Source organism: Miniphocaeibacter massiliensis (genome assembly GCF_900232905.1).
GTDB classification, from domain to species: domain Bacteria; phylum Bacillota; class Clostridia; order Tissierellales; family Peptoniphilaceae; genus Miniphocaeibacter; species Miniphocaeibacter massiliensis.
The window spans coordinates 1-18,333 of sequence record NZ_OCTQ01000009.1; the positions used below are offsets into that span (position 1 = coordinate 1).

An 18,333-nucleotide genomic window follows, 5' to 3' on the forward strand; every position below is an offset into this window, starting at 1 on the left:
TTTTGTTTAATACTAGTGTTATCGCTGCTGTTGTTGTTGTTTTTCCATGGTCTACGTGACCTATTGTTCCTATATTAACGTGTGGTTTCGTTCTTTCAAATTTTTCTTTTCCCATTTTATTTTGGCCTCCTAAATTCTTAATTTCCCAATATTTTTAGTTACAACCTAATTTTAATATAGTAGTTAAAAATAATCAACTACTGATTTCTATTTTATAATATATATAATATTAAAATATTAATCTTTATTTATTAGAATTCAATATCCTTATTTAATGGAAATTTCGGCATTGTTACTTTTTTATATTCAAATACCGATAAATCTGCTGACATAATTCCTGGAGGGTCAGTTGGAATAATCATAGCTGCTTTATCTTGAAAGTAACCTCTAAAATGATTAGCCGATTTTAACCCTACATATCTATAATCATTTAAATCTGCTCCTGTTATTAGAAATGGACGATCATCTAATGTCTGTCCCCTATCTCCTGTAAGTATAATATCTACATTTCCAACTTTTATCCTCGCAGCTTTTTTAAAATTCATAGGCAAACCTTTTAACATTGGAGTTGTACATATCGCTAAGCCATCTGATAGGTTGCATATAATGGCATCTTTAATTTCTATAGGCTCTCCATGAATTTTTTCTGTTTTTCCTCCTAATTTTAAATCTATTTTTTCTCCTATTTTATGTTTATGAATCTCTTCTAAACTTTCTATATCATATATAAATCCAAAAACTGTACCTTCTCTATTTCTCTTAAGCATCTCTCTAAGTAAAAATGTTCCATCTCCTGGTGTTCCTCCACCGGGATTATCAGAAGACTCATTTATTACTATATATCCTTCACCTTCAAAATTTTCTGCTTTGTTCATAGCTTCTGCTGGTGAGTTAATTTCTGGAATAAATCCATATCTTTCTTTCCAAACATATTCAGCCAGTTCTCCAGCTGCTTTTTCTACATTTGAGTTTTCATCTCCTACAACAACAATTGAAGTAGAAGCAAACTCTACATCTGCATATGGAAATCCATGAAACAAACTTGCATCTATTAAATCATTCTCTTTTACATATTCTTTTATATGTTTATTTATACTTAGTAACGGTTCTCGTTGCGTAAATCCAGCAGATAAAGGCAATAGTATAGGAATGTGTTTAACTGCCATTTTAGTTTTCAAATCACCCTTTAATATTTTAACTAAAGTTTTAAAAGCTAAATATCCTGCTTCATAAGTATCAATGTGAGGATACTCCTTAACTCCAAAAAGACCATCTGATAATTCTACCATTTCATTAGAAATATTCGCATGTAAATCTAAGGTAGATACTATTGGAATATCATTTCCTACAATTTCTTTAATTTTCTTCAATACATATGATTCTAAATCATCTATTCCTCTAGCCACTCCTGCCCCATGTAATCCAAAACAAATTCCATCTATATCATCTTTATTTTTTTTAATAACACTTATAATGTCATCCATAACTTTATTTACACAACTCATGCTTAATGTAGGAGCTGCATTTAACACATCTACAGTTGGGATAACTTCTACCCCTTCTTCTTCTGCAGATTTTATCATACCTCCAATATAAGAAGGTTTTCCTCTATAATGAGGTATTAACTCCTCTCCTTTGTAATAACCCATTCTTGTAAATTCTTCGAAACTTGCGTCTTTTGAAGCAAAAGTATTTGCTTCATGTCCAAAGTTTCCAATTAATATCTTCACTTAATTCTTCCTCCTTATTTTTAATATTAAGAATATTTAATAAATATGTATTAAAAAAATGCAAAGACCTATCTTTGCATTTTTAGTTTTATAATATTTAATTCCTTATTTCTAAATTTTCAGCCCTTTTGGAATTGGACATTTGTACTCTCTTCCATTCATAGACTTTTCAAACTCTTCTTTTGCTTCATCTACTATGCTAGTGTCATTTAATACTTTTTTACCTGCATTTGCCATTACTTTTGCAGCATACAACATACCTTTCATTCCTATATCCATTCCTCCACAAGCTGTATTTTGCCAACTGTGTCCGGCTGCTCCTATATTTGAGGTTGCTGTAATAAACATAATTCCAGGTGCTATGTGTTGAGCATCTCCTACATCGGATGAAGCGTAAGCTTCTCCACCTAAATCTAGTGCTGGACCTTCATATAAATAAGCTTTTTTATTATTTTCGCCACCTAACATTCCTGAACTGTTTGTTTTAGCACCTTCTAATTCTTTTGCAAATTTAATATCCTCTTCAGTCCACTTTTGAGGTTCAACCTCATCCATTGATTCTTTTAACACATCTGCCAAAACGTTATTTGCAAGTGAATTGTAGCATCCTCCCAAAAATTCTACTTCAACTTCTGTTTCAGTCATCATTGCTGCACCCTTTGCAACTTTTATCATTCTTTCATATACATCTTCTACTGTTTCTCTACTTAAAGCTCTTACATAGTACCATGCAGATGCTTTATCTGGAACTATATTTGGTGCTTGTCCACCATTTGTTATTGTATAATGCATTCTTACATCGTCTGTAACATGCTCTCGTAAGTAATTTATTCCAACATTTGTAAGTTCAATAGCATCTAATGCAGATCTTCCATTGTGAGGGTCTCCTCCTGCATGAGCAGTTATACCTGTAAAATGAAGTTTAAATGAATTTACTGCTGTTGATAAAGTTCTTGAGACTGCATTAATTGGACCTGGATGCCAAGCAAAGAAAGCGTCTAAATCTCTAAAAGCTCCTTCTCTTGCCATAAATCCTTTTCCTGTTAGTACTTCTTCTGCTGGACAACCATAAAATACAACTGTTCCTTTTAGTCCTTTTTCTTCCATCTCTTTTTTTAGACCAATAGCAGCTCCTACATGTGCTACACCTAATAAGTTATGTTGGCAAGCATGACCTGGTGCTCCCTCTTCAATAGCTTCTTTGTGAGTCTCTGCTTTTTGACTCATTTCTGGGAGAGCGTCATATTCTCCTAGAAATCCAACAACTGGTTTTCTTTCTCCCCAAGTCGCTCTTATAGAAGTTGGTAGTCCAAAGACACCAACTTCTACATTAAATCCTTCTTTTCTTAATAATTCAGCAGTCCATTCGCATGCATTTACTTCAGTAAATGCTACTTCTGGACTTTCCCATATCTTAGTTGCTAATTCTATTAAATCATTTTCTTTGTTATCAATATAATTTGATGATATTTTTTCCATACTTAACCTATCTCCTTAAGATATGTTCTGTTAGTTGTACATTTTTATTATTCTGTTTTCTCGTTGTTATTGTTTTTTCTTTTATAAAGTATATAAGCCCATGCCACAGAAACTATTAAAAATATAGGTAACATAATTGTTTGTTTTGCAGAAAATTTAGCATATCCCATCATTAATGTCAAAATACCAGCTAATATACAAGGTACTGAAGATGTTTTCCAATCTTTGAAAAATATAGGAGCTGCTAATGAGCCCATTATAGCAGGCATAACATTGTCAAGTGCTGGTTTTAAAAATTCTGATTCTAATACTGGAAGTAATTGTGCTGATAATAACATTCCTACAAATACTATTAACGTTGTTACTATTGAAGAAACTCCTACAGCTATCATAGAAACTGGACCCGCTTCTTTACTTCCTGGTTCAACGTGACAAACCTTCATGCCACTTACAGATACTGGAATCTTTAAATTCATCATATTCCCAGTTGTAAATGCTAGATACTGTCCACCAGCGCCTAATATTGCTGGGTATGAGAAAAATTCTACCAATGCAGTTGGCCCAAATACCATGAATGCTGCCAGAAAAGCTCCTAATGTCTTCATAATATCTATTTTTATACCATATATAAGTTGTATACCTAATGGAACTAAAATAAATGTAAGTGATAATAAATAAGATGTAAACTTACCGTATCTATGTAACTTTTTTTCATATATTAAATCTTTGTCATTCATATCATAATCCCCCTTTTATTAAACCATTCCATTGACTACTATTGCCGAAGCCATTCCTAATAACATGGCAATCGGGAAAGAAAACTCTGATAATGCTTTTATTTTTGTTTTCTTTGAAATAAACTCCAGTAATATCGCTGCGACTCCAGATACTATTATAACAATTATTCCCACTTTATTCTCTATATCTAAAACTCTTGGGAAAGCCATTACTGCCATTAAACCTATGAATAAAGCACCTGTTGCTACTACCATAAATCCACCAGATTTTTGCATACTAGTTAACTTCTTATCGTAAGTTTTTAATCCTATTGCATTTGATAATGGCCATGCTATACTAGCTACACACATAACCCATACTACACTAGCAAATACTGCTGTAGTTATTCCAGCAGCATCTTGTAACCCTCCTGCATAACCCATTTCTTTTATAACTATATCTGCACACATACTTTCATACATCATTGAACCTATAACTGAAAGTCTCATCCATGGTAGATATTTACCTAAAGAAGGCATGAGTACAGCTAAAGATATAATTATAGGCAAAGACGGTACTATTGACGAAATTATACTATTTGCTGTTAATTTTTTTACTGTACCTTCTTCCATTCCTAAATCTTTAGTTCTTTTTATTCCTAATCTTATAAATATAATTGACTGTATAAGTACTATTATTATTGGTATAGCACAAAGTATAAACATTATATTCCCATTCGCTACATCTAAATAACTTTTCATATCCTTTTCTCCTTTTTATCAAATTATTGTTATTAAAAAATATTAAATTTATATTTTTTCTATATTTCTTAAATTATTTTTCATATTACTAAAAATACTATTTTGGTACTTTAACATAATCTGGTATTGGACATTTATATTCTTTACCATTCATAGACTTTTTGAATTCTTCCTGTGCTTTATCTACAATACTTGTATCATTTAATATTTTAAGACCAGCCTCTGACATAACTTTCGCAGCGTATAACATGCCTTTCATCCCTATAGAGTGTCCTGCACATGCTGTATTATTCCAACTGTGTCCTGCTGCTCCAAGATTTGTACAAGCAGTCATAAACATTGAACCAGGTGCTATATGAAGAACATCTCCAACATCAGTTGAACCAAACGCATCCATAGCTACATCTAGAGCTTCTCCTTCAAATAAAGCACTATTACCAATATCAGAAAACATCCCTTGACTGTTAGATTTCTTTTCTTCGAGTTTTTCTGCAAATTGTTTTTCTTCTTCTGACCACTTTATTGGTCCTAGCTCTCTCATTGACTCTAACAATAAATCTGTTACTACTTTATTATTTAAAGTTTCATAACATCCGCCCAAATATTCTACTTCTACTTCTGTATCAGTCATCATTGCTGCGCCTTTTGCAACTTTTATCATTCTTTCATAAGTATCTTCTACAGCTTCTCTACTAAAAGCTCTAACAAAATACCAAGAAGATGCTTTGTCTGGAACTATATTTGGTGCTTGTCCACCATTTATAATAGTATAATGCATTCTTACATCATCTGTTACATGTTCTCTTAAGTAGTTTATGCCTACATGTGTAAGTTCTACTGCATCTAAAGCTGATCTTCCATTATGAGGATCTCCTCCTGCATGAGCTGTTATACCTGTAAAATGTAGTTTAAATGTATTCATTGCTGTCATTTTACCTCTCAACACCATGTTTGCATTGCCTGGGTGCCAATCTAACACTATATCTAAATCTTTGAATGCTCCGCCTCTTGCCATAAATACTTTACCTGTCAATTCTTCTTCAGCTGGACATCCATAAAATACTATAGTACCTTTAAGACCTTTTTCTTCCATTTCTTTTTTAAGTCCAATAGCTGCTCCGACATGACCTACTCCTAATAAATTATGTTGACACGCATGACCTGGAGCACCTTCTATTATTGCTTCTTTTTCTGGCTTAACTTTTTGACTCATTCCAGGAAGTGCATCATACTCACCTAATAAACCTATTACTGGCTTTCCTTCACCCCAAGAAGCTCTTATTGATGTAGGAACTCCATAGTCTCCAACTGTAACATCAAATCCTTCTTTTCTTAAGAATTCTGCTGTCCATTCAGATGCCTTTACTTCCTTATAGCCGACTTCTGGATTTTCCCATATTTTACTTGCTAATTCTATTAGCTCTTCACTCTTAACATCAATATAGTCTTGTGCTAATTTACCCATATTTTTCTCCTTCTCTAAATATTTAGCATAGATATTGTTTTTATGTAAAATTGGAAACGTTTTTCAATTTATCTTAATTTTAACAATATTCTTTTATGCTATGTATTATTTTCTCATTTTTATATATTTTTTTCAATTTTCAAAATTGATATATTATCCTTCTTGACATGACATATCTAGTATTTTGTAACTTTTTATTATATAATTGTGTTAATTTATAATTTTGAAAGGAGGATATCTATGGAAAAACCATCTAATCCTAAAGATATTTTTATAGATAATTTTTTAGAATTATTAAAGTATAATCCAGTTTCTAAAATTACTGTCACAGACTTAATTAATAATAGTGGTCTTTCTAGACAAACATTTTATAGATATTTTGAAAATATTGATGACTTAATTTACAGCATACATACAAAATACATTTCTATTTCTTTGGAACTATGTGATAAAATTTCTATTTATGATACTTTAAGTAAATTATATCTAGATTTAATGATGGAACATCAGTCATTTTATAAAAAAATCATTTCTTTAGATTGCAAAAATTCTTTTACCCATTTATATATAAAAAAGACCAAAGAAAATTATATAGAATATATCTTTAAAGATACTGAAAATACAATTACCAATGATCCTGAACTTATGCTTTTATTAGACTTTTATACTTTTGGTACTTGTTGTCTAATATTTAAATGGCTCAAAAGTGAAAATCCCTGTTCTTCTGAAGTTATGGCCAAAGTTATATATGAAAGTATTCCTGATAAATTAAACAAATTTATTGAATAATTTTATTTTATTTTTTATAAGAAAAAGCTGTATTAAATACAGCTTTTTCTTACTTTGGAACTTCTACATCATCCGGAATAGGACAATTATATTCTTTACCATTCATAGCATTTTTAAATTCTTCTTGTGCTTTTTCTACTATTGTATTATCTTCTAATATTTTTATTCCTGTTTGCGCCATAACTTTCGAAGCATAAATCATACCTTTCATTCCTATCTCATGGCCTGCACATGCTGTATTATTCCAGCTATGTCCTGCTGCTCCAAGATTTGAACAAGCTGTCATAAACATCGTGCCTGGTGCTATATGCAAAACATCTCCTACATCTGATGAACCAAATGCATCCATGGCTACATCTAAAGCTTCACCTTCAAATAAAGCACTATCACCAATATCAGAAAACATACCTTGGCTATTATCTTTCTTTTCTTCAAGTTTTTCTGCAAATCGTTTTTCTTCTTCTGACCATTCTATTGGTCCAAGTTCTTTCATAGTATCCAATAATAAATCAGCTACAACCTTATTACTTAGCGTTTCATAACATCCACCTAAAAACTCTACTTCAACTTCTGTTTCTGTCATCATTGCTGCACCCTTTGCAACTTTTATCATTCTTTCATATACATCTTCTACTGCTTCTCTTGTAAATGCTCTTACAAAATACCAAGCTGATGCTTTATCTGGAACTATATTTGGTGCTTGTCCACCATTTGTAATTGTATAGTGCATTCTAACATCGTCTGTTACATGTTCTCTTAAATAGTTTATTCCAACATGTGTAAGTTCTACTGCATCTAATGCCGATCTTCCATTATGAGGATCTCCTCCAGCATGTGCTGTTATACCTTTAAAGTGTAACTTAAAGGTATTCATAGCTGTAGATCTTCCCCTCATAACCATATTCGCTGTACCGGGGTGCCAGTCTAATACTATGTCTAAACCTCTAAAAGCTCCTCCTCTTGCCATAAATACTTTACCTGTTAAAGCCTCTTCTGCTGGACAACCATAAAATACTATTGTTCCTTTTAATCCTTTTTCTTCCATTTCTTTTTTTATTCCGATAGCAGCTCCGACATGTCCTACTCCTAATAAATTATGTTGACATCCATGTCCTGGTGCTCCTTCAACCACTGGTTCTTTTTCCGTTTTAACCTTTTGGCTCATTCCTGGAAGTGCATCATATTCTCCTAATAAACCTATTATCGGATTTCCTTCTCCATAAGATGCTCTTATTGATGTTGGTACTCCATAATCCCCTACTGTAACATCAAATCCTTCTTTTCTTAAGTACTCCGCTGTCCACTCACAAGCTTTTACTTCTTTGTAAGCTACTTCTGGATTTTCCCAAATTTTTGTAGCTAACTCTATCAATTCATCACTTTTTAAATCAATATAATCTAATACTGTTTTATTCATTTTTTCCTCCTTATTAATTTAATTCCTTAGTAATATGTAAAAGTTTTATATCTATAAGATTAAATGTATCTACTTTAAGTATTACACTTGAAGATTTTTACTTCAATTTACAAAAAACATAATTCGTATTTTACATAATACAAAAATGGCATTTTGTCTCTTTTCATTATATAATTAATCTAGTGAAAATATGTAATGTTTAAAATTTATAGTAGGTGATTTATATGGCAGATATTTTAGATTCAAAAAATATAATCATAAACTCTTTTAAAAATTTATTAATTTCAAAAAACCTAAGCAAAGTTACTGTTTCAGAAATAGTAAAAGAAAGTAAACTTTCTAGACAAACTTTCTATAGACATTTTTCTGGAATTGATGAGTTAATTTATTTTAGCCATTATCAAAGGGTTTCTATTGCTTATGAAGCTTCTAATAAAAATTTACCTTCAGAAACCGTTCTTGAACTTTATTTATCTCTAATGTTAAATGAGCATAATTTTTACAAGCAAATTTATAAACTACCTGAATATGATTCATTTGAAAAAATGTATTTACTAAGAACAAAAGAAAATTTTTTGGAATATATTTATAAAGGAGATATTAGTTTAATACTAAATGACGAGAAACAATCTCTTCTATTAAATTTCTTTATACATGGTTTTTCAAGTATAGTTTTAGAATGGATACAAGAAAAACACCCTTGTTCTCCCAAAACTTTAGCAAATGTAATCACTAAAAGTATTCCTGATAGTTTTAATTAATAAAAAAATAAAAGCAACTATAAAAATAGTTGCTTTTTATTTTGGTACTTTTACATCATCGGAGATTGGACAATTATAAACTTCTCCATTCATAGCTTTATCAAATTCTTCTTTTGCTTTTATAATTATATTTTCATCTTATAAAGCTTTTATTCCCGCATTTGACATTATTTTTGCTCCTTGAATCATTCCTTTCATTCCTATGGAATGTCCTGCGCAAGAAGTTACTTGCCATGTATGATAACCTGAACCTACATTACTTCCTACTGTCATAAAGTATACTGTTGGAACTATATGTTGCACTTCACTTACATCATTTGAACCAAACATATTTATATAGTCATAATCTGGCATAGAATCGTCTATTTGAATGTCTTTAGTAATTTGTCTAGCTGATAACATTTTTTCATATGTCATACTTTTTTCATTCAAAGTTTTTGCAAAGTCTAGTTCTTCATCTGTCCATGAAATACTAGGAACTTTCAGCATAGTATCTTTTATTAAATCTAATAAAGTTTTATTTTGCATTGTATTATAACAGCCACCTAAAAATTCTATATCTACTTCTGTTTCTGTCATCCAGGCTGCATCTTCTGCAACTTTAATAAGCCTATTGTAAACATCTTCTACTGTTTCTCTACTTAAAGCTCTTACATAATAAAGTACTGTTGTTTTATCATGCACTACATTTGCTGCTGTATTTATTTCTGTAAATGCATAATGTATACGGACATCATCTGTAACATGTTCCCTTAAAAAGTTTGCACCTACATTCATTATTTCTGCTGCATCTAATGCAGATCTTCCATTATGTGGATCTCCTTCAGCGTGAGCAGTTATACCTTTAAAGTGAAATTTTGCACTATTTAATCCAGCTGCAGTCCAAGCGTTAAAGAACTTTTAGCTATTGGGTGCCAAGAAAAAGCTATATCTAATTCTTTAAATGCTCCTCCTCTTGCCATAAATACTTTTCCTGTCAATGATTCTTCAGCTGGACAACCATAAAATACTACTGTTCCTTTCAGTCCTTTTTCTTGCATTTCTTTTTTCATTCCTAGAACTGCATCTACACAAGCTGGTGCCATTAAGTTATGGCCACATCCATGTCCTGGCTCTCCTTCAACAACTGCTTCTTTTTCAGTTGAAACTTTTTGACTCATTCCTGCAAGAGCATCGTACTCTCCTAAAAATCCAATTAATAGTTTTCCTTCACCCCAAGTAGCCTTTACTGCAGTAGGAACACCAAATGCTCCTTTTTCTACATTAAATCCTTCTTTTTCTAAAAATTCCGCTGTCCAATTACTAGCTTTAACCTCTTCATATGCCACTTCTGGATATTCCCAAATTTTTTTAGCTAGTCTACTTAAATCCTCACTTTTAGAATCTATAAATTCTAATGCTATTTTGCCCATAATCTTCCTCCTTCTATTTGATAGTTATATTTATGTATAAACCTTCTATATATTTTCATTTTTACATTGCTATTAATTAGTTACAATTAACTAATTTGATATAGTGTTTTGCTAATAGTTATTAAAATAGTTTTTTATCACTTTTTAGTATATACTTAAATAAATTAATCTCTGTCTATTATTTTAGGAGCAATCATGAACAAAAATATTGATTCAAAAATTATTTTTATAAATTCCTTTAAAAATTTAATGAAAAATAAGTCTATAAGAAAAATTACTGCCACAGATTTAATAAATGAAAGTGGGCTATCTAGACAAACTTTTTATAGACATTTTACAGATATGGATGATTTTATTTATTTTGTACATAATGAAACTGTATCTTTGTCTTTGAGCATGGTTCAAAATTTAGGAATAAGTGATATGACTTTTAAGTTTTATTTACAACTAATGTTGAAAAACAAGAAATTTTATACTCAAGTCATAACTTTAGACGAAAATAATCCATTTACAAAGCTGTATTTTAAAACAACAAAAGAAAACATAAAAAAATATATTTTTGAAGAATGTAAAGATATTATTGATAACAATGAAGATTTAAAATTTTCTCTAGATTTTTATTCCTTTGGATTTTCGTATAGCGTACTTAAATGGATAAAAGAGAAAAATCCATCTTCTCCTGAAAAATTATCAAAAATTTTAATTGAAAATATGCCAGAACCATTAAAAAAATTAATAATAAATAAAAAATAGAGCTATAAATATAGCTCTATTTTTTATTCACTTACTGACTGCATTTCATACATTTTCTTATATGTTCCATTTAATTTTATTAATTCTTCGTGTGAACCCTTTTCTATTATCTTTCCTTTATCTAATACAATAATTTTATCTGCATTTTTTATAGTAGACAATCTATGAGCGATTAAAAATGTTGTTCTTCCTTCTTTTAATCTTTCTATACCTTTTTGTATTATAGTTTCTGTTTCACTGTCTATATTTGAAGTTGCTTCGTCTAAAACAAGTATTGAAGGATTTTTAGCCAAGGCTCTTGCAAAAGATATTAACTGTCTTTCTCCAGCTGAGAAAGTATCTCCATTTTCTTTAACCTCAGTATTAATTCCTTTTGAATGTTTATTTAAAATAATTTCTCCACCTACTGCTAGTAATGCTTTTAATGCATCTTCTTCTGTAATTTCTGAAGAGTTCAAAGTAATATTACTTAAAATTGTGCCTGTAAATAAAAATGGATCTTGTAATACTATAGCTATATTTTTTCTCAATTCTTGTTGATTTATACTACTTATATCTTTACCATCTATAGTTATTCTTCCCTTTTGAACATCGTAAAAATTTAAAAGTAAATTCATCATAGTGCTTTTCCCTGAACCTGTGTGTCCTACAAAGGCTATAGTTTCTCCTTCTTTTGCCTTTATATTTATATCTTTTAAAACATATTCCCCTTTTTTATAATAAAATGATACATCTTTAAATTCTACATTTCCTTTTATCTCATTTATATGTTCTTTTCTTTCTGGAATAGTTTCTACTTGTAATAACTCAAATATATGATCTGCTGCTCCATATGATGTTTCAAGCTCTCCCATTCTTTGAATAGCATTGTTTAAATTGTCAAATATCTTTGTCATGTAGTCCACAAATAGATATATACTTCCTATTGATACTACATATGCCCCTGTCGCTGAACCATAGCCAAAATATAATAAAACAGCCCCTAGAGTTATATACTGTAAAGCATGTGTTGCATTGTAAGAATTATATGCATAAAGTTTCGTTAAATTCAACATATTATTATAAATTTTATCATTTACTTCACTAAATTCTTCAAATATTTTTTCTTCTTGATTAAATGATTGTATAATTTCTATACCTTGTATATTTTCATTCAAATTTGCATTTAAATCGCTTAAGTATCTTCTTGATCTTTTATTTATTGTTGAAGCTTTGCTAACAAAATCTCTGAATAACAAAAATACTATTGGCAATACTATAAGAGTTGCTAATGTAAATTTAAAGTCTATTATAAGCAAAACAATATAAGAAAATCCTACATATGAACCATTTGTCACTAATCCTCCAAGGACTATTTGAAATAATGATTTTACTGCTTTTGTATCATTTGTAATTCTTGAAACTACTTTACCTGCTGGAAGTTCATCAAAATAAGATACTGGTAAACTTTGTACATGTTTATATACATCTCTTTGCATAAATAAAGCTATTTTATTAGCCGCTTTTTCAAAATAATATCTACTAAAATACCTTGTTACTCCTGCAGTTAAAATAGTAATTAAATAAAATATTATTAAAATAACAAATATTTTAATAGACCTGGCACCAATACCTTGCTCTATTTCACTATCTAATAACCTAGATATTATAAAGGGTCCTCCTAAATCTGCTAGTAATGCTAATAATATAAAACCCATTCCTATAATTAAATTTTTTATTTGAAGAAAACTGTATTCTCTTAGTTTCTTTATAACAAAATTTCTTTTCTTCCTAGTTTTATTTTTTTCTATTTTCTTAGTCTGATGCATAATCTTCACCTTTTAACTGTTGATGTATAAATTGTTCTCTATACCATCCATCTTCTTTAAATAATTTTTCATGGTTTCCTTTTTGACCTATTTTTCCATTCTCTAAAACTATTATTATATCAGCATGTTGGACAGCTGAGAGTCTATGTGCTGTAATAATATTAGTTTTTCCTTTTCTATATTCTTTAAGATTTGAAAGTATTTTTTGTTCCGTATTTGCATCTACTGCAGACAGACTATCATCTAATATTAAAATTTCCGGATCTTTAATTAATGCCCTAGCAATAGATATTCTTTGTTTCTGACCACCTGAAAGAGATACCCCTTTCTCTCCAGCCATTGTATTTAAACCATCAGGTAAACTTGCTAAATCCTTTTTAAAGTCAGCTAATTCTAGAACTTTTTCAACATCTGATGTAGTTTTTGTACTATCTGAAAACTTTATATTATCTTCAATAGTTTTTGAAAAAACTACATGCCTTTGAGGAACATATCCAATTCTATCTCTTAGAGTTTTTATCTTAATATCCTCTATAAAATTTCGTCCTACTTTTAAGCTTCTATCTTTTAAATTATACATTCTCAGAAGTTGTTTAATTAACGTAGTTTTACCAGAACCAGTCTTTCCTACAACTCCTAATGTTTCCCCATTTTCTAATACAAAGCTTATATTTTCTAAAACTTCACCTTCTGAAGATGGGTAAGTAAAATCTAAATTTATAAATTCAATATTACCATTTCCCTCATAATCTTTAGCATTTTCTCTATCTGTAATATCTTCCTTATAGTCTAAAACCTCTTGTATTCTATCCATAGAAGCACTAGCTTGTTCACTAAGATTTGCAAAATCTCCTAGTGCAAACATAGGCCAAACAAGCATATTTAAAAATACACTAATAGTTACTAAATTTCCCAAAGTTAAATCATTTTTTCCTATTAAATATGTTCCGTAAGTTAAAGCTAAAATCATACTAATTCCTGGAATTACTCTCGTTATAAAGGAATATATACTAGATATCTTTACTAAATCCATGTTTTTCTGGTAATAGTCGAAACACTCTTCCTCAAACTCTAAAGTTTGTTCATACTCTAGTGTATAACTTCTAACAACCCTGACGCCAGAAATATTTTCTAAAACTTTGTCATTTAATTTATCAAAACTCTTCAGTACTTTTTCGTATTTTACATATAATATTTTCTCTATTTTTTTAGTAATATAAAACAAAATTGGCAAAGGCAGTACAGAAACTAATGTTAATTTCCAATTAACTGTTGCCATTACGATTAACACAGCTATTGGATATGCTGTTGAATCAAAGAACGCCATCATTCCATAACCAGAAAAATCAGATAGCATTGTTACATCATTTGTAGCTTTTCCCATTAAAGATCCTGTTGTATTCAGTTCAAAAAATTTTGAACTTTGTTTTAAATACTTAGTCATTAAATTTATTCTTGTAATTCTTTGTATTTCATCTGATGCTCTAAAGTTAAAATAAGACCAAGTAAAATTAGCAATGTATTCTAAAATTACCACAACTATTAAAATTACTATAAATTTATATAATTCATCTAGTAACAAAGTTTTCTCTTTTATACCGTCCAATATTATACCTAGTATTTTAGGTGGAACAAGCATCAATATATATGCTATAACTATAGCTATAAAAGTATATATATACGATTTTTTATAATATATTAAAAACCATTTTAATTTTTTAAAAATTTTAAACATAAATCACCTCTTAAATATTTGCACACATAAAAAGCACACCCAAATACTTAGGTGTGCTTCTAAATAAATGGAGATAAACCTCTCCATTATATATTTAATTAGACTTATATCCTATCTTTTAACGAAGAGGTAGTTAAATTTAATTGTTATGTTTTTATCGTTAGACGCAACTATGCCAGCTTTGCCATTTAATAAATTACCATATTTAAACATAATTTTTACCTCTCTTTCTTTTATAATCTTGTATAGGATAACATAATATTTTAGTATAGTCAAATCTTAAATTAAATGTAAACTATATTAACAATTCTATTAGAAAATATGTGCCGTAATAATAGTATAACTAGATGCATTAACTGTTATTTTATAATTTTCTATATAAATATACCAATTTTTACCTTTTCTTTCCATTGTAGCTTTTGGATTTATTATCTTTTCTTTACACCAAGAAACTACATCTTCTACATTTAAAGATAGATTTCTTTTTAATCTTTGAACCCCTAACCTAGTAGTATGTAGTTTTTCAATATTATTAATTAATTCTTCCAATAATTTTTCTCCTTTAGCTAAAGTTTACTACCACATTTAGGACAAAATTCAAAATCTTCCCTCAAAGTATAGCCACAATTAGAACATACCAAATTCCTTTTACCATAATTACTATTACAATTTCTCATTGTGTACATACTACTTTTCAAATTTCCACTTTCCTTTAACTCTTCAAAAGTTTCTTTAGTAAATTCATATTCACAATTACAGTTTCTACAAACTCCTACATATCTTTTATTCCACTTAAAAATTTTTATAAAAAACAAACTAAAGTATGTGTAAAACATATAAAAATTCATTTGCTCCATATGATTACAACACTCACAAGTAAAAGTAGTTTTAAAATCTACTTCATCGTAACTATCAGCTATTCCAAAAATGAAAAACATATACTATTCCTTCTTTATTTAAATTAAATTTTTCTACTTAAAAAATACCAATATTATTATAAAATTCTAATATTGGTATTTTAACAATCTCAACTTATTAATTCATTAATTTCATTGTACCTTTTTTCAATGTAAATGTCATTGTAGTTTCTCAATCCAGTTTGTAATATCGCGTATTACATCATCTGAAACAGGAGTGCGTTCTGCATATTCAACAGATACCATCTGAGAAACTAGAACGTCCTTACCAGTGTATTCACCAAAAATATGGTTGAGTTTAGTATAAGATATAAATGTAGTGTTAGGATGTTCTTTCAACCCGTCTTTCCAAAGTTCATAGTCCTTCATAGTTACTTGACGATCTTTTTCACCTTGCAAAACCAACACAGGAAGCTCATCTTTTAAATGTAATGCAATCGTGTCAATTTCATCAAATTCTCTCAGATAATCTGCAGACAAATTAAAAACAATTTCTTCACCATTTAATGTTTCTAATTTATTAGCTTTTAATTTTTCTTTTTCCACTAAACTACGAATTTCATCCGCTTTTTTTAAATCTCCACTCTTTTCAAATTCATCGGCAAGCATAAGGTTTTGCTCTACAATTAACTCCCATATATTTCGTGGTGTACCAGCCATGACTATGTATCCTGCACAATCAGCACCCTTGGAATTAATGTAAGACAAAAGCCCTCCTCCCATACTGTGTCCAAGCAGGTATACTTTATTACTATCAATTCCATCCCATGACTTAATTACTTCTACTGCTGCAAGGGCATCTTTAAATACTTCATCATTAAGGGTAATAGATTTACCACTTTTTATGATAGCATCACCATGGGTATAAGTACGTTTATCATATCTAAAAGAGGCTATTCCATTTTCTTCAAGAGAATGCGCCAAGTCCTTAAAAATTGAATTTGCTCCAACAGCTGAATCCATATTGTTAGGACCAGAGCCATGTACAAGTACAATAGCCGCAGAAGGTGCATTATCTTTTGGCATAGTAACGATTCCTTTTAAAGGATATCTTTCTCCTGCATCAACAGTTACAGGAGTTTCTGTTATAGTATCCGGTAAACTATCTTCTCCTTTTACTTCCCCCTTTAAATAACGCAACCCGCTAATTTTATTTTCACTATCAAATACAACCCTTTGTATCATGTTTGAATTTTTAAATTTAAGGGTCATTTCAAGAATTTCATACTTATCAGAAAGCGTATACTCATAAGCACCTGTTTCGACAAATTCACCTAAAGAATCAGTAAGTTGCTTCCATACATTTACTAGTTCTCCATCCATTGCACTAATCATTTCTTTATTCATCATAGCCATAGCCGCATCAATATTTCCACTATTTAAGTAATCCGTCAATTGAATAGACAGCTTATATAATACATCCTCTCTATTTTCTGATATAGCTGCTGTATCTTGAACTACTTTCGTTTTTTCTGAATTACACCCTACAAGAACAACTAACAAGACCATAGTAATACATATACTCAATAATGACTTCTTCATTTTATCACTTTCCTCTCTCCTTTTTTAAGTTTCTCATAATCGTAAATTACAGATATAATATCCAATATTACATAAATAATTATATTCTTAAATTTCTAAATAACTATTTTCCTAAATAATAAGCTGTAATCTATAAAATTCCTATCTACAATCCATGTATATTTTTTTATTATTCACATAGGCTAACATTTAATATAAAAAAGAATATTTTGTAAATATGTTAATTTCGTCAAATATTGTTAAAATAATATTATTCTATCCTTAGAAGTTATTTAAATTAATAAATATCTGCTTGTATACTAAGATACTAATACAGAAAAACGATTGCATCAAATAAATAACATACATATCTTTACTAAAGTAGTTTAATTATTATTTTATTTAACTCCAAAGCTAAAATTAAAATTTTAATAAACTCAGTCATTTATAAAACGAAGTGATTATTAAGAATAAAAAATAACACATAAACTATTTGTACTAATAAAACAATTGTTAGTTACAAAGTGTGCTTAACTCAAAAAAAGAATACTTGAAAGCATCAAAATAAAAAAAAGAAAGTAATCTATTTGATTACTTTCTTTTTTTGGTTGCGGGAGCAGGATTTGAACCTACGACCTCCGGGTTATGAGCCCGACGAGCTACCAAGCTGCTCCATCCCGCGATATAACAACTATCTAAATAGATAAATTGTACTTTTTATGTTACTAGGTGTTCATGGTGCCGGAGATCGGAATCGAACCGATACGATGTTTAACCATCGCAGGATTTTAAGTCCTGTGCGTCTGCCAGTTCCGCCACTCCGGCTTATGGCTCCCAGGGTGGGACTCGAACCCACAACCTACCGGTTAACAGCCGGGTGCTCCACCATTGAGCTACCTAGGAACATCTAGCCTAAGTATATATTATATACCTAGGCTATCTTGTTGGGCGAATACCTACTCTCCCATGACGTCGCCATCATAGTACCATCAGCGTAGAAAGGCTTAACTTCTGTGTTCGAGATGGGTACAGGTGTATCCCTTTCGCTATCTTCACCCTATGAAGCCC

At 30.0% G+C, this 18,333-nt stretch carries 17 protein-coding genes, 3 tRNA genes and 1 rRNA gene; 3 read left to right on the top strand and 18 right to left on the bottom strand.

What is annotated here, in order from left to right; translation table 11 throughout:
- The 6 genes from CS899_RS10550 to CS899_RS10575 all read right to left on the bottom strand — a co-directional run.
- Positions 1–115: GTP-binding protein (locus CS899_RS10550; RefSeq protein WP_129582303.1), on the bottom strand; the 115-nt coding region annotated here is incomplete at its 3' end.
- A 136-nt stretch (positions 116–251) separates the two neighbouring features.
- Positions 252–1,730 carry a M81 family metallopeptidase gene (locus tag CS899_RS10555; protein WP_100066168.1) on the bottom strand — a complete coding sequence of 493 codons (1,479 nt, stop codon included), beginning with the start codon at positions 1,728–1,730 and terminating at the stop codon, positions 252–254.
- 111 nt (positions 1,731–1,841) lie between these two features.
- Positions 1,842–3,209, bottom strand: coding sequence for an amidohydrolase (locus CS899_RS10560; protein ID WP_100066169.1), 1,368 nt, complete (start codon positions 3,207–3,209; stop codon positions 1,842–1,844).
- Positions 3,210–3,256: 47 nt separating this feature from the next.
- A complete protein-coding gene (locus CS899_RS10565; RefSeq protein WP_100066170.1) occupies positions 3,257–3,946 on the bottom strand; it encodes a hypothetical protein in 690 nt (229 codons plus the stop codon).
- A gap of 18 nt (positions 3,947–3,964) precedes the next feature.
- Positions 3,965–4,687 (bottom strand): DUF5058 family protein, encoded by a 723-nt coding sequence (locus tag CS899_RS10570; protein ID WP_100066171.1) that lies wholly within the window; start codon positions 4,685–4,687, stop codon positions 3,965–3,967.
- 97 nt (positions 4,688–4,784) lie between these two features.
- Positions 4,785–6,152, bottom strand: coding sequence for an amidohydrolase (locus CS899_RS10575; protein WP_100066172.1), 1,368 nt, complete (start codon positions 6,150–6,152; stop codon positions 4,785–4,787).
- 240 nt (positions 6,153–6,392) lie between these two features.
- Between CS899_RS10575 and CS899_RS10580 the strand changes: the two genes are divergently transcribed.
- Complete coding sequence (locus CS899_RS10580) at positions 6,393–6,941, top strand: TetR/AcrR family transcriptional regulator (RefSeq protein WP_100066173.1); 549 nt, start codon at positions 6,393–6,395, stop codon at positions 6,939–6,941.
- 49 nt (positions 6,942–6,990) lie between these two features.
- On the opposite strand, the gene CS899_RS10585 is transcribed toward CS899_RS10580, so the two are convergent.
- The gene (locus CS899_RS10585; protein WP_100066174.1) at positions 6,991–8,358 is read right to left on the bottom strand and encodes an amidohydrolase; all 1,368 of its coding nucleotides are present in this window, start codon (positions 8,356–8,358) and stop codon (positions 6,991–6,993) included.
- Between the two features lie 224 nt (positions 8,359–8,582).
- Between CS899_RS10585 and CS899_RS10590 the strand changes: the two genes are divergently transcribed.
- Positions 8,583–9,119, top strand: coding sequence for a TetR/AcrR family transcriptional regulator (locus CS899_RS10590; RefSeq protein ID WP_100066175.1), 537 nt, complete (start codon positions 8,583–8,585; stop codon positions 9,117–9,119).
- 138 nt (positions 9,120–9,257) lie between these two features.
- On the opposite strand, the gene CS899_RS10980 is transcribed toward CS899_RS10590, so the two are convergent.
- Together CS899_RS10980 and CS899_RS10985 are read right to left on the bottom strand one after the other, a co-directional pair.
- Complete coding sequence (locus tag CS899_RS10980) at positions 9,258–9,959, bottom strand: zinc-binding metallopeptidase family protein (RefSeq protein ID WP_207204792.1); 702 nt, start codon at positions 9,957–9,959, stop codon at positions 9,258–9,260.
- A 26-nt stretch (positions 9,960–9,985) separates the two neighbouring features.
- Positions 9,986–10,531, bottom strand: a complete 546-nt coding sequence (locus tag CS899_RS10985; RefSeq protein WP_207204791.1) for a zinc-binding metallopeptidase family protein — start codon at positions 10,529–10,531, stop codon at positions 9,986–9,988.
- A 195-nt stretch (positions 10,532–10,726) separates the two neighbouring features.
- On the opposite strand from CS899_RS10985, the gene CS899_RS10600 reads away from it, so the two are divergent.
- A complete protein-coding gene (locus tag CS899_RS10600; protein WP_100066176.1) occupies positions 10,727–11,284 on the top strand; it encodes a TetR/AcrR family transcriptional regulator in 558 nt (185 codons plus the stop codon).
- Positions 11,285–11,307: 23 nt separating this feature from the next.
- On the opposite strand, the gene CS899_RS10605 is transcribed toward CS899_RS10600, so the two are convergent.
- The 9 genes from CS899_RS10605 to rrf form a co-directional block, all read right to left on the bottom strand.
- Entirely contained in the window at positions 11,308–13,092 is a 1,785-nt protein-coding gene (locus CS899_RS10605) for an ABC transporter ATP-binding protein (protein ID WP_100066177.1), read from the bottom strand.
- Positions 13,079–14,827 carry an ABC transporter ATP-binding protein gene (locus CS899_RS10610; RefSeq protein ID WP_100066178.1) on the bottom strand — a complete coding sequence of 583 codons (1,749 nt, stop codon included), beginning with the start codon at positions 14,825–14,827 and terminating at the stop codon, positions 13,079–13,081. Before CS899_RS10610 ends, CS899_RS10605 begins: the two co-directional genes overlap by 14 nt.
- Positions 14,828–15,139: 312 nt before the next feature.
- Positions 15,140–15,376: a DUF3781 domain-containing protein gene (locus CS899_RS10615; protein WP_100066179.1), complete on the bottom strand. Its 237-nt coding sequence runs from the start codon at positions 15,374–15,376 to the stop codon at positions 15,140–15,142.
- A gap of 17 nt (positions 15,377–15,393) precedes the next feature.
- A complete protein-coding gene (locus CS899_RS10620; RefSeq protein WP_100066180.1) occupies positions 15,394–15,765 on the bottom strand; it encodes a zinc-ribbon domain-containing protein in 372 nt (123 codons plus the stop codon).
- Positions 15,766–15,903: 138 nt separating this feature from the next.
- Positions 15,904–17,286 (bottom strand): alpha/beta fold hydrolase, encoded by a 1,383-nt coding sequence (locus CS899_RS10625; RefSeq protein WP_100066181.1) that lies wholly within the window; start codon positions 17,284–17,286, stop codon positions 15,904–15,906.
- Between the two features lie 584 nt (positions 17,287–17,870).
- Positions 17,871–17,947, bottom strand: a tRNA-Met gene (locus CS899_RS10630).
- A gap of 54 nt (positions 17,948–18,001) precedes the next feature.
- Positions 18,002–18,090, bottom strand: a tRNA-Leu gene (locus tag CS899_RS10635).
- Positions 18,091–18,093: 3 nt separating this feature from the next.
- Positions 18,094–18,168 (bottom strand) — tRNA-Asn (locus tag CS899_RS10640).
- A 40-nt stretch (positions 18,169–18,208) separates the two neighbouring features.
- Positions 18,209–18,325: ribosomal RNA gene (gene rrf / locus CS899_RS10645) — 5S ribosomal RNA — on the bottom strand.
- Between the last annotated feature and the right edge of the window lie 8 nt (positions 18,326–18,333).

Coding starts and splice junctions, on each gene's coding strand:
- CS899_RS10560 (WP_100066169.1), bottom strand. CDS start 3,209: ATGGAAAAAATATCATCAAATTATATTGATAACAAAGAAAATGATTTA.
- CS899_RS10565 (WP_100066170.1), bottom strand. CDS start 3,946: ATGAATGACAAAGATTTAATATATGAAAAAAAGTTACATAGATACGGT.
- CS899_RS10570 (WP_100066171.1), bottom strand. CDS start 4,687: ATGAAAAGTTATTTAGATGTAGCGAATGGGAATATAATGTTTATACTT.
- CS899_RS10575 (WP_100066172.1), bottom strand. CDS start 6,152: ATGGGTAAATTAGCACAAGACTATATTGATGTTAAGAGTGAAGAGCTA.
- CS899_RS10580 (WP_100066173.1), top strand. CDS start 6,393: ATGGAAAAACCATCTAATCCTAAAGATATTTTTATAGATAATTTTTTA.
- CS899_RS10585 (WP_100066174.1), bottom strand. CDS start 8,358: ATGAATAAAACAGTATTAGATTATATTGATTTAAAAAGTGATGAATTG.
- CS899_RS10590 (WP_100066175.1), top strand. CDS start 8,583: ATGGCAGATATTTTAGATTCAAAAAATATAATCATAAACTCTTTTAAA.
- CS899_RS10985 (WP_207204791.1), bottom strand. CDS start 10,531: ATGGGCAAAATAGCATTAGAATTTATAGATTCTAAAAGTGAGGATTTA.
- CS899_RS10600 (WP_100066176.1), top strand. CDS start 10,727: ATGAACAAAAATATTGATTCAAAAATTATTTTTATAAATTCCTTTAAA.
- CS899_RS10605 (WP_100066177.1), bottom strand. CDS start 13,092: ATGCATCAGACTAAGAAAATAGAAAAAAATAAAACTAGGAAGAAAAGA.
- CS899_RS10610 (WP_100066178.1), bottom strand. CDS start 14,827: ATGTTTAAAATTTTTAAAAAATTAAAATGGTTTTTAATATATTATAAA.
- CS899_RS10620 (WP_100066180.1), bottom strand. CDS start 15,765: ATGTTTTTCATTTTTGGAATAGCTGATAGTTACGATGAAGTAGATTTT.
- CS899_RS10625 (WP_100066181.1), bottom strand. CDS start 17,286: ATGAAGAAGTCATTATTGAGTATATGTATTACTATGGTCTTGTTAGTT.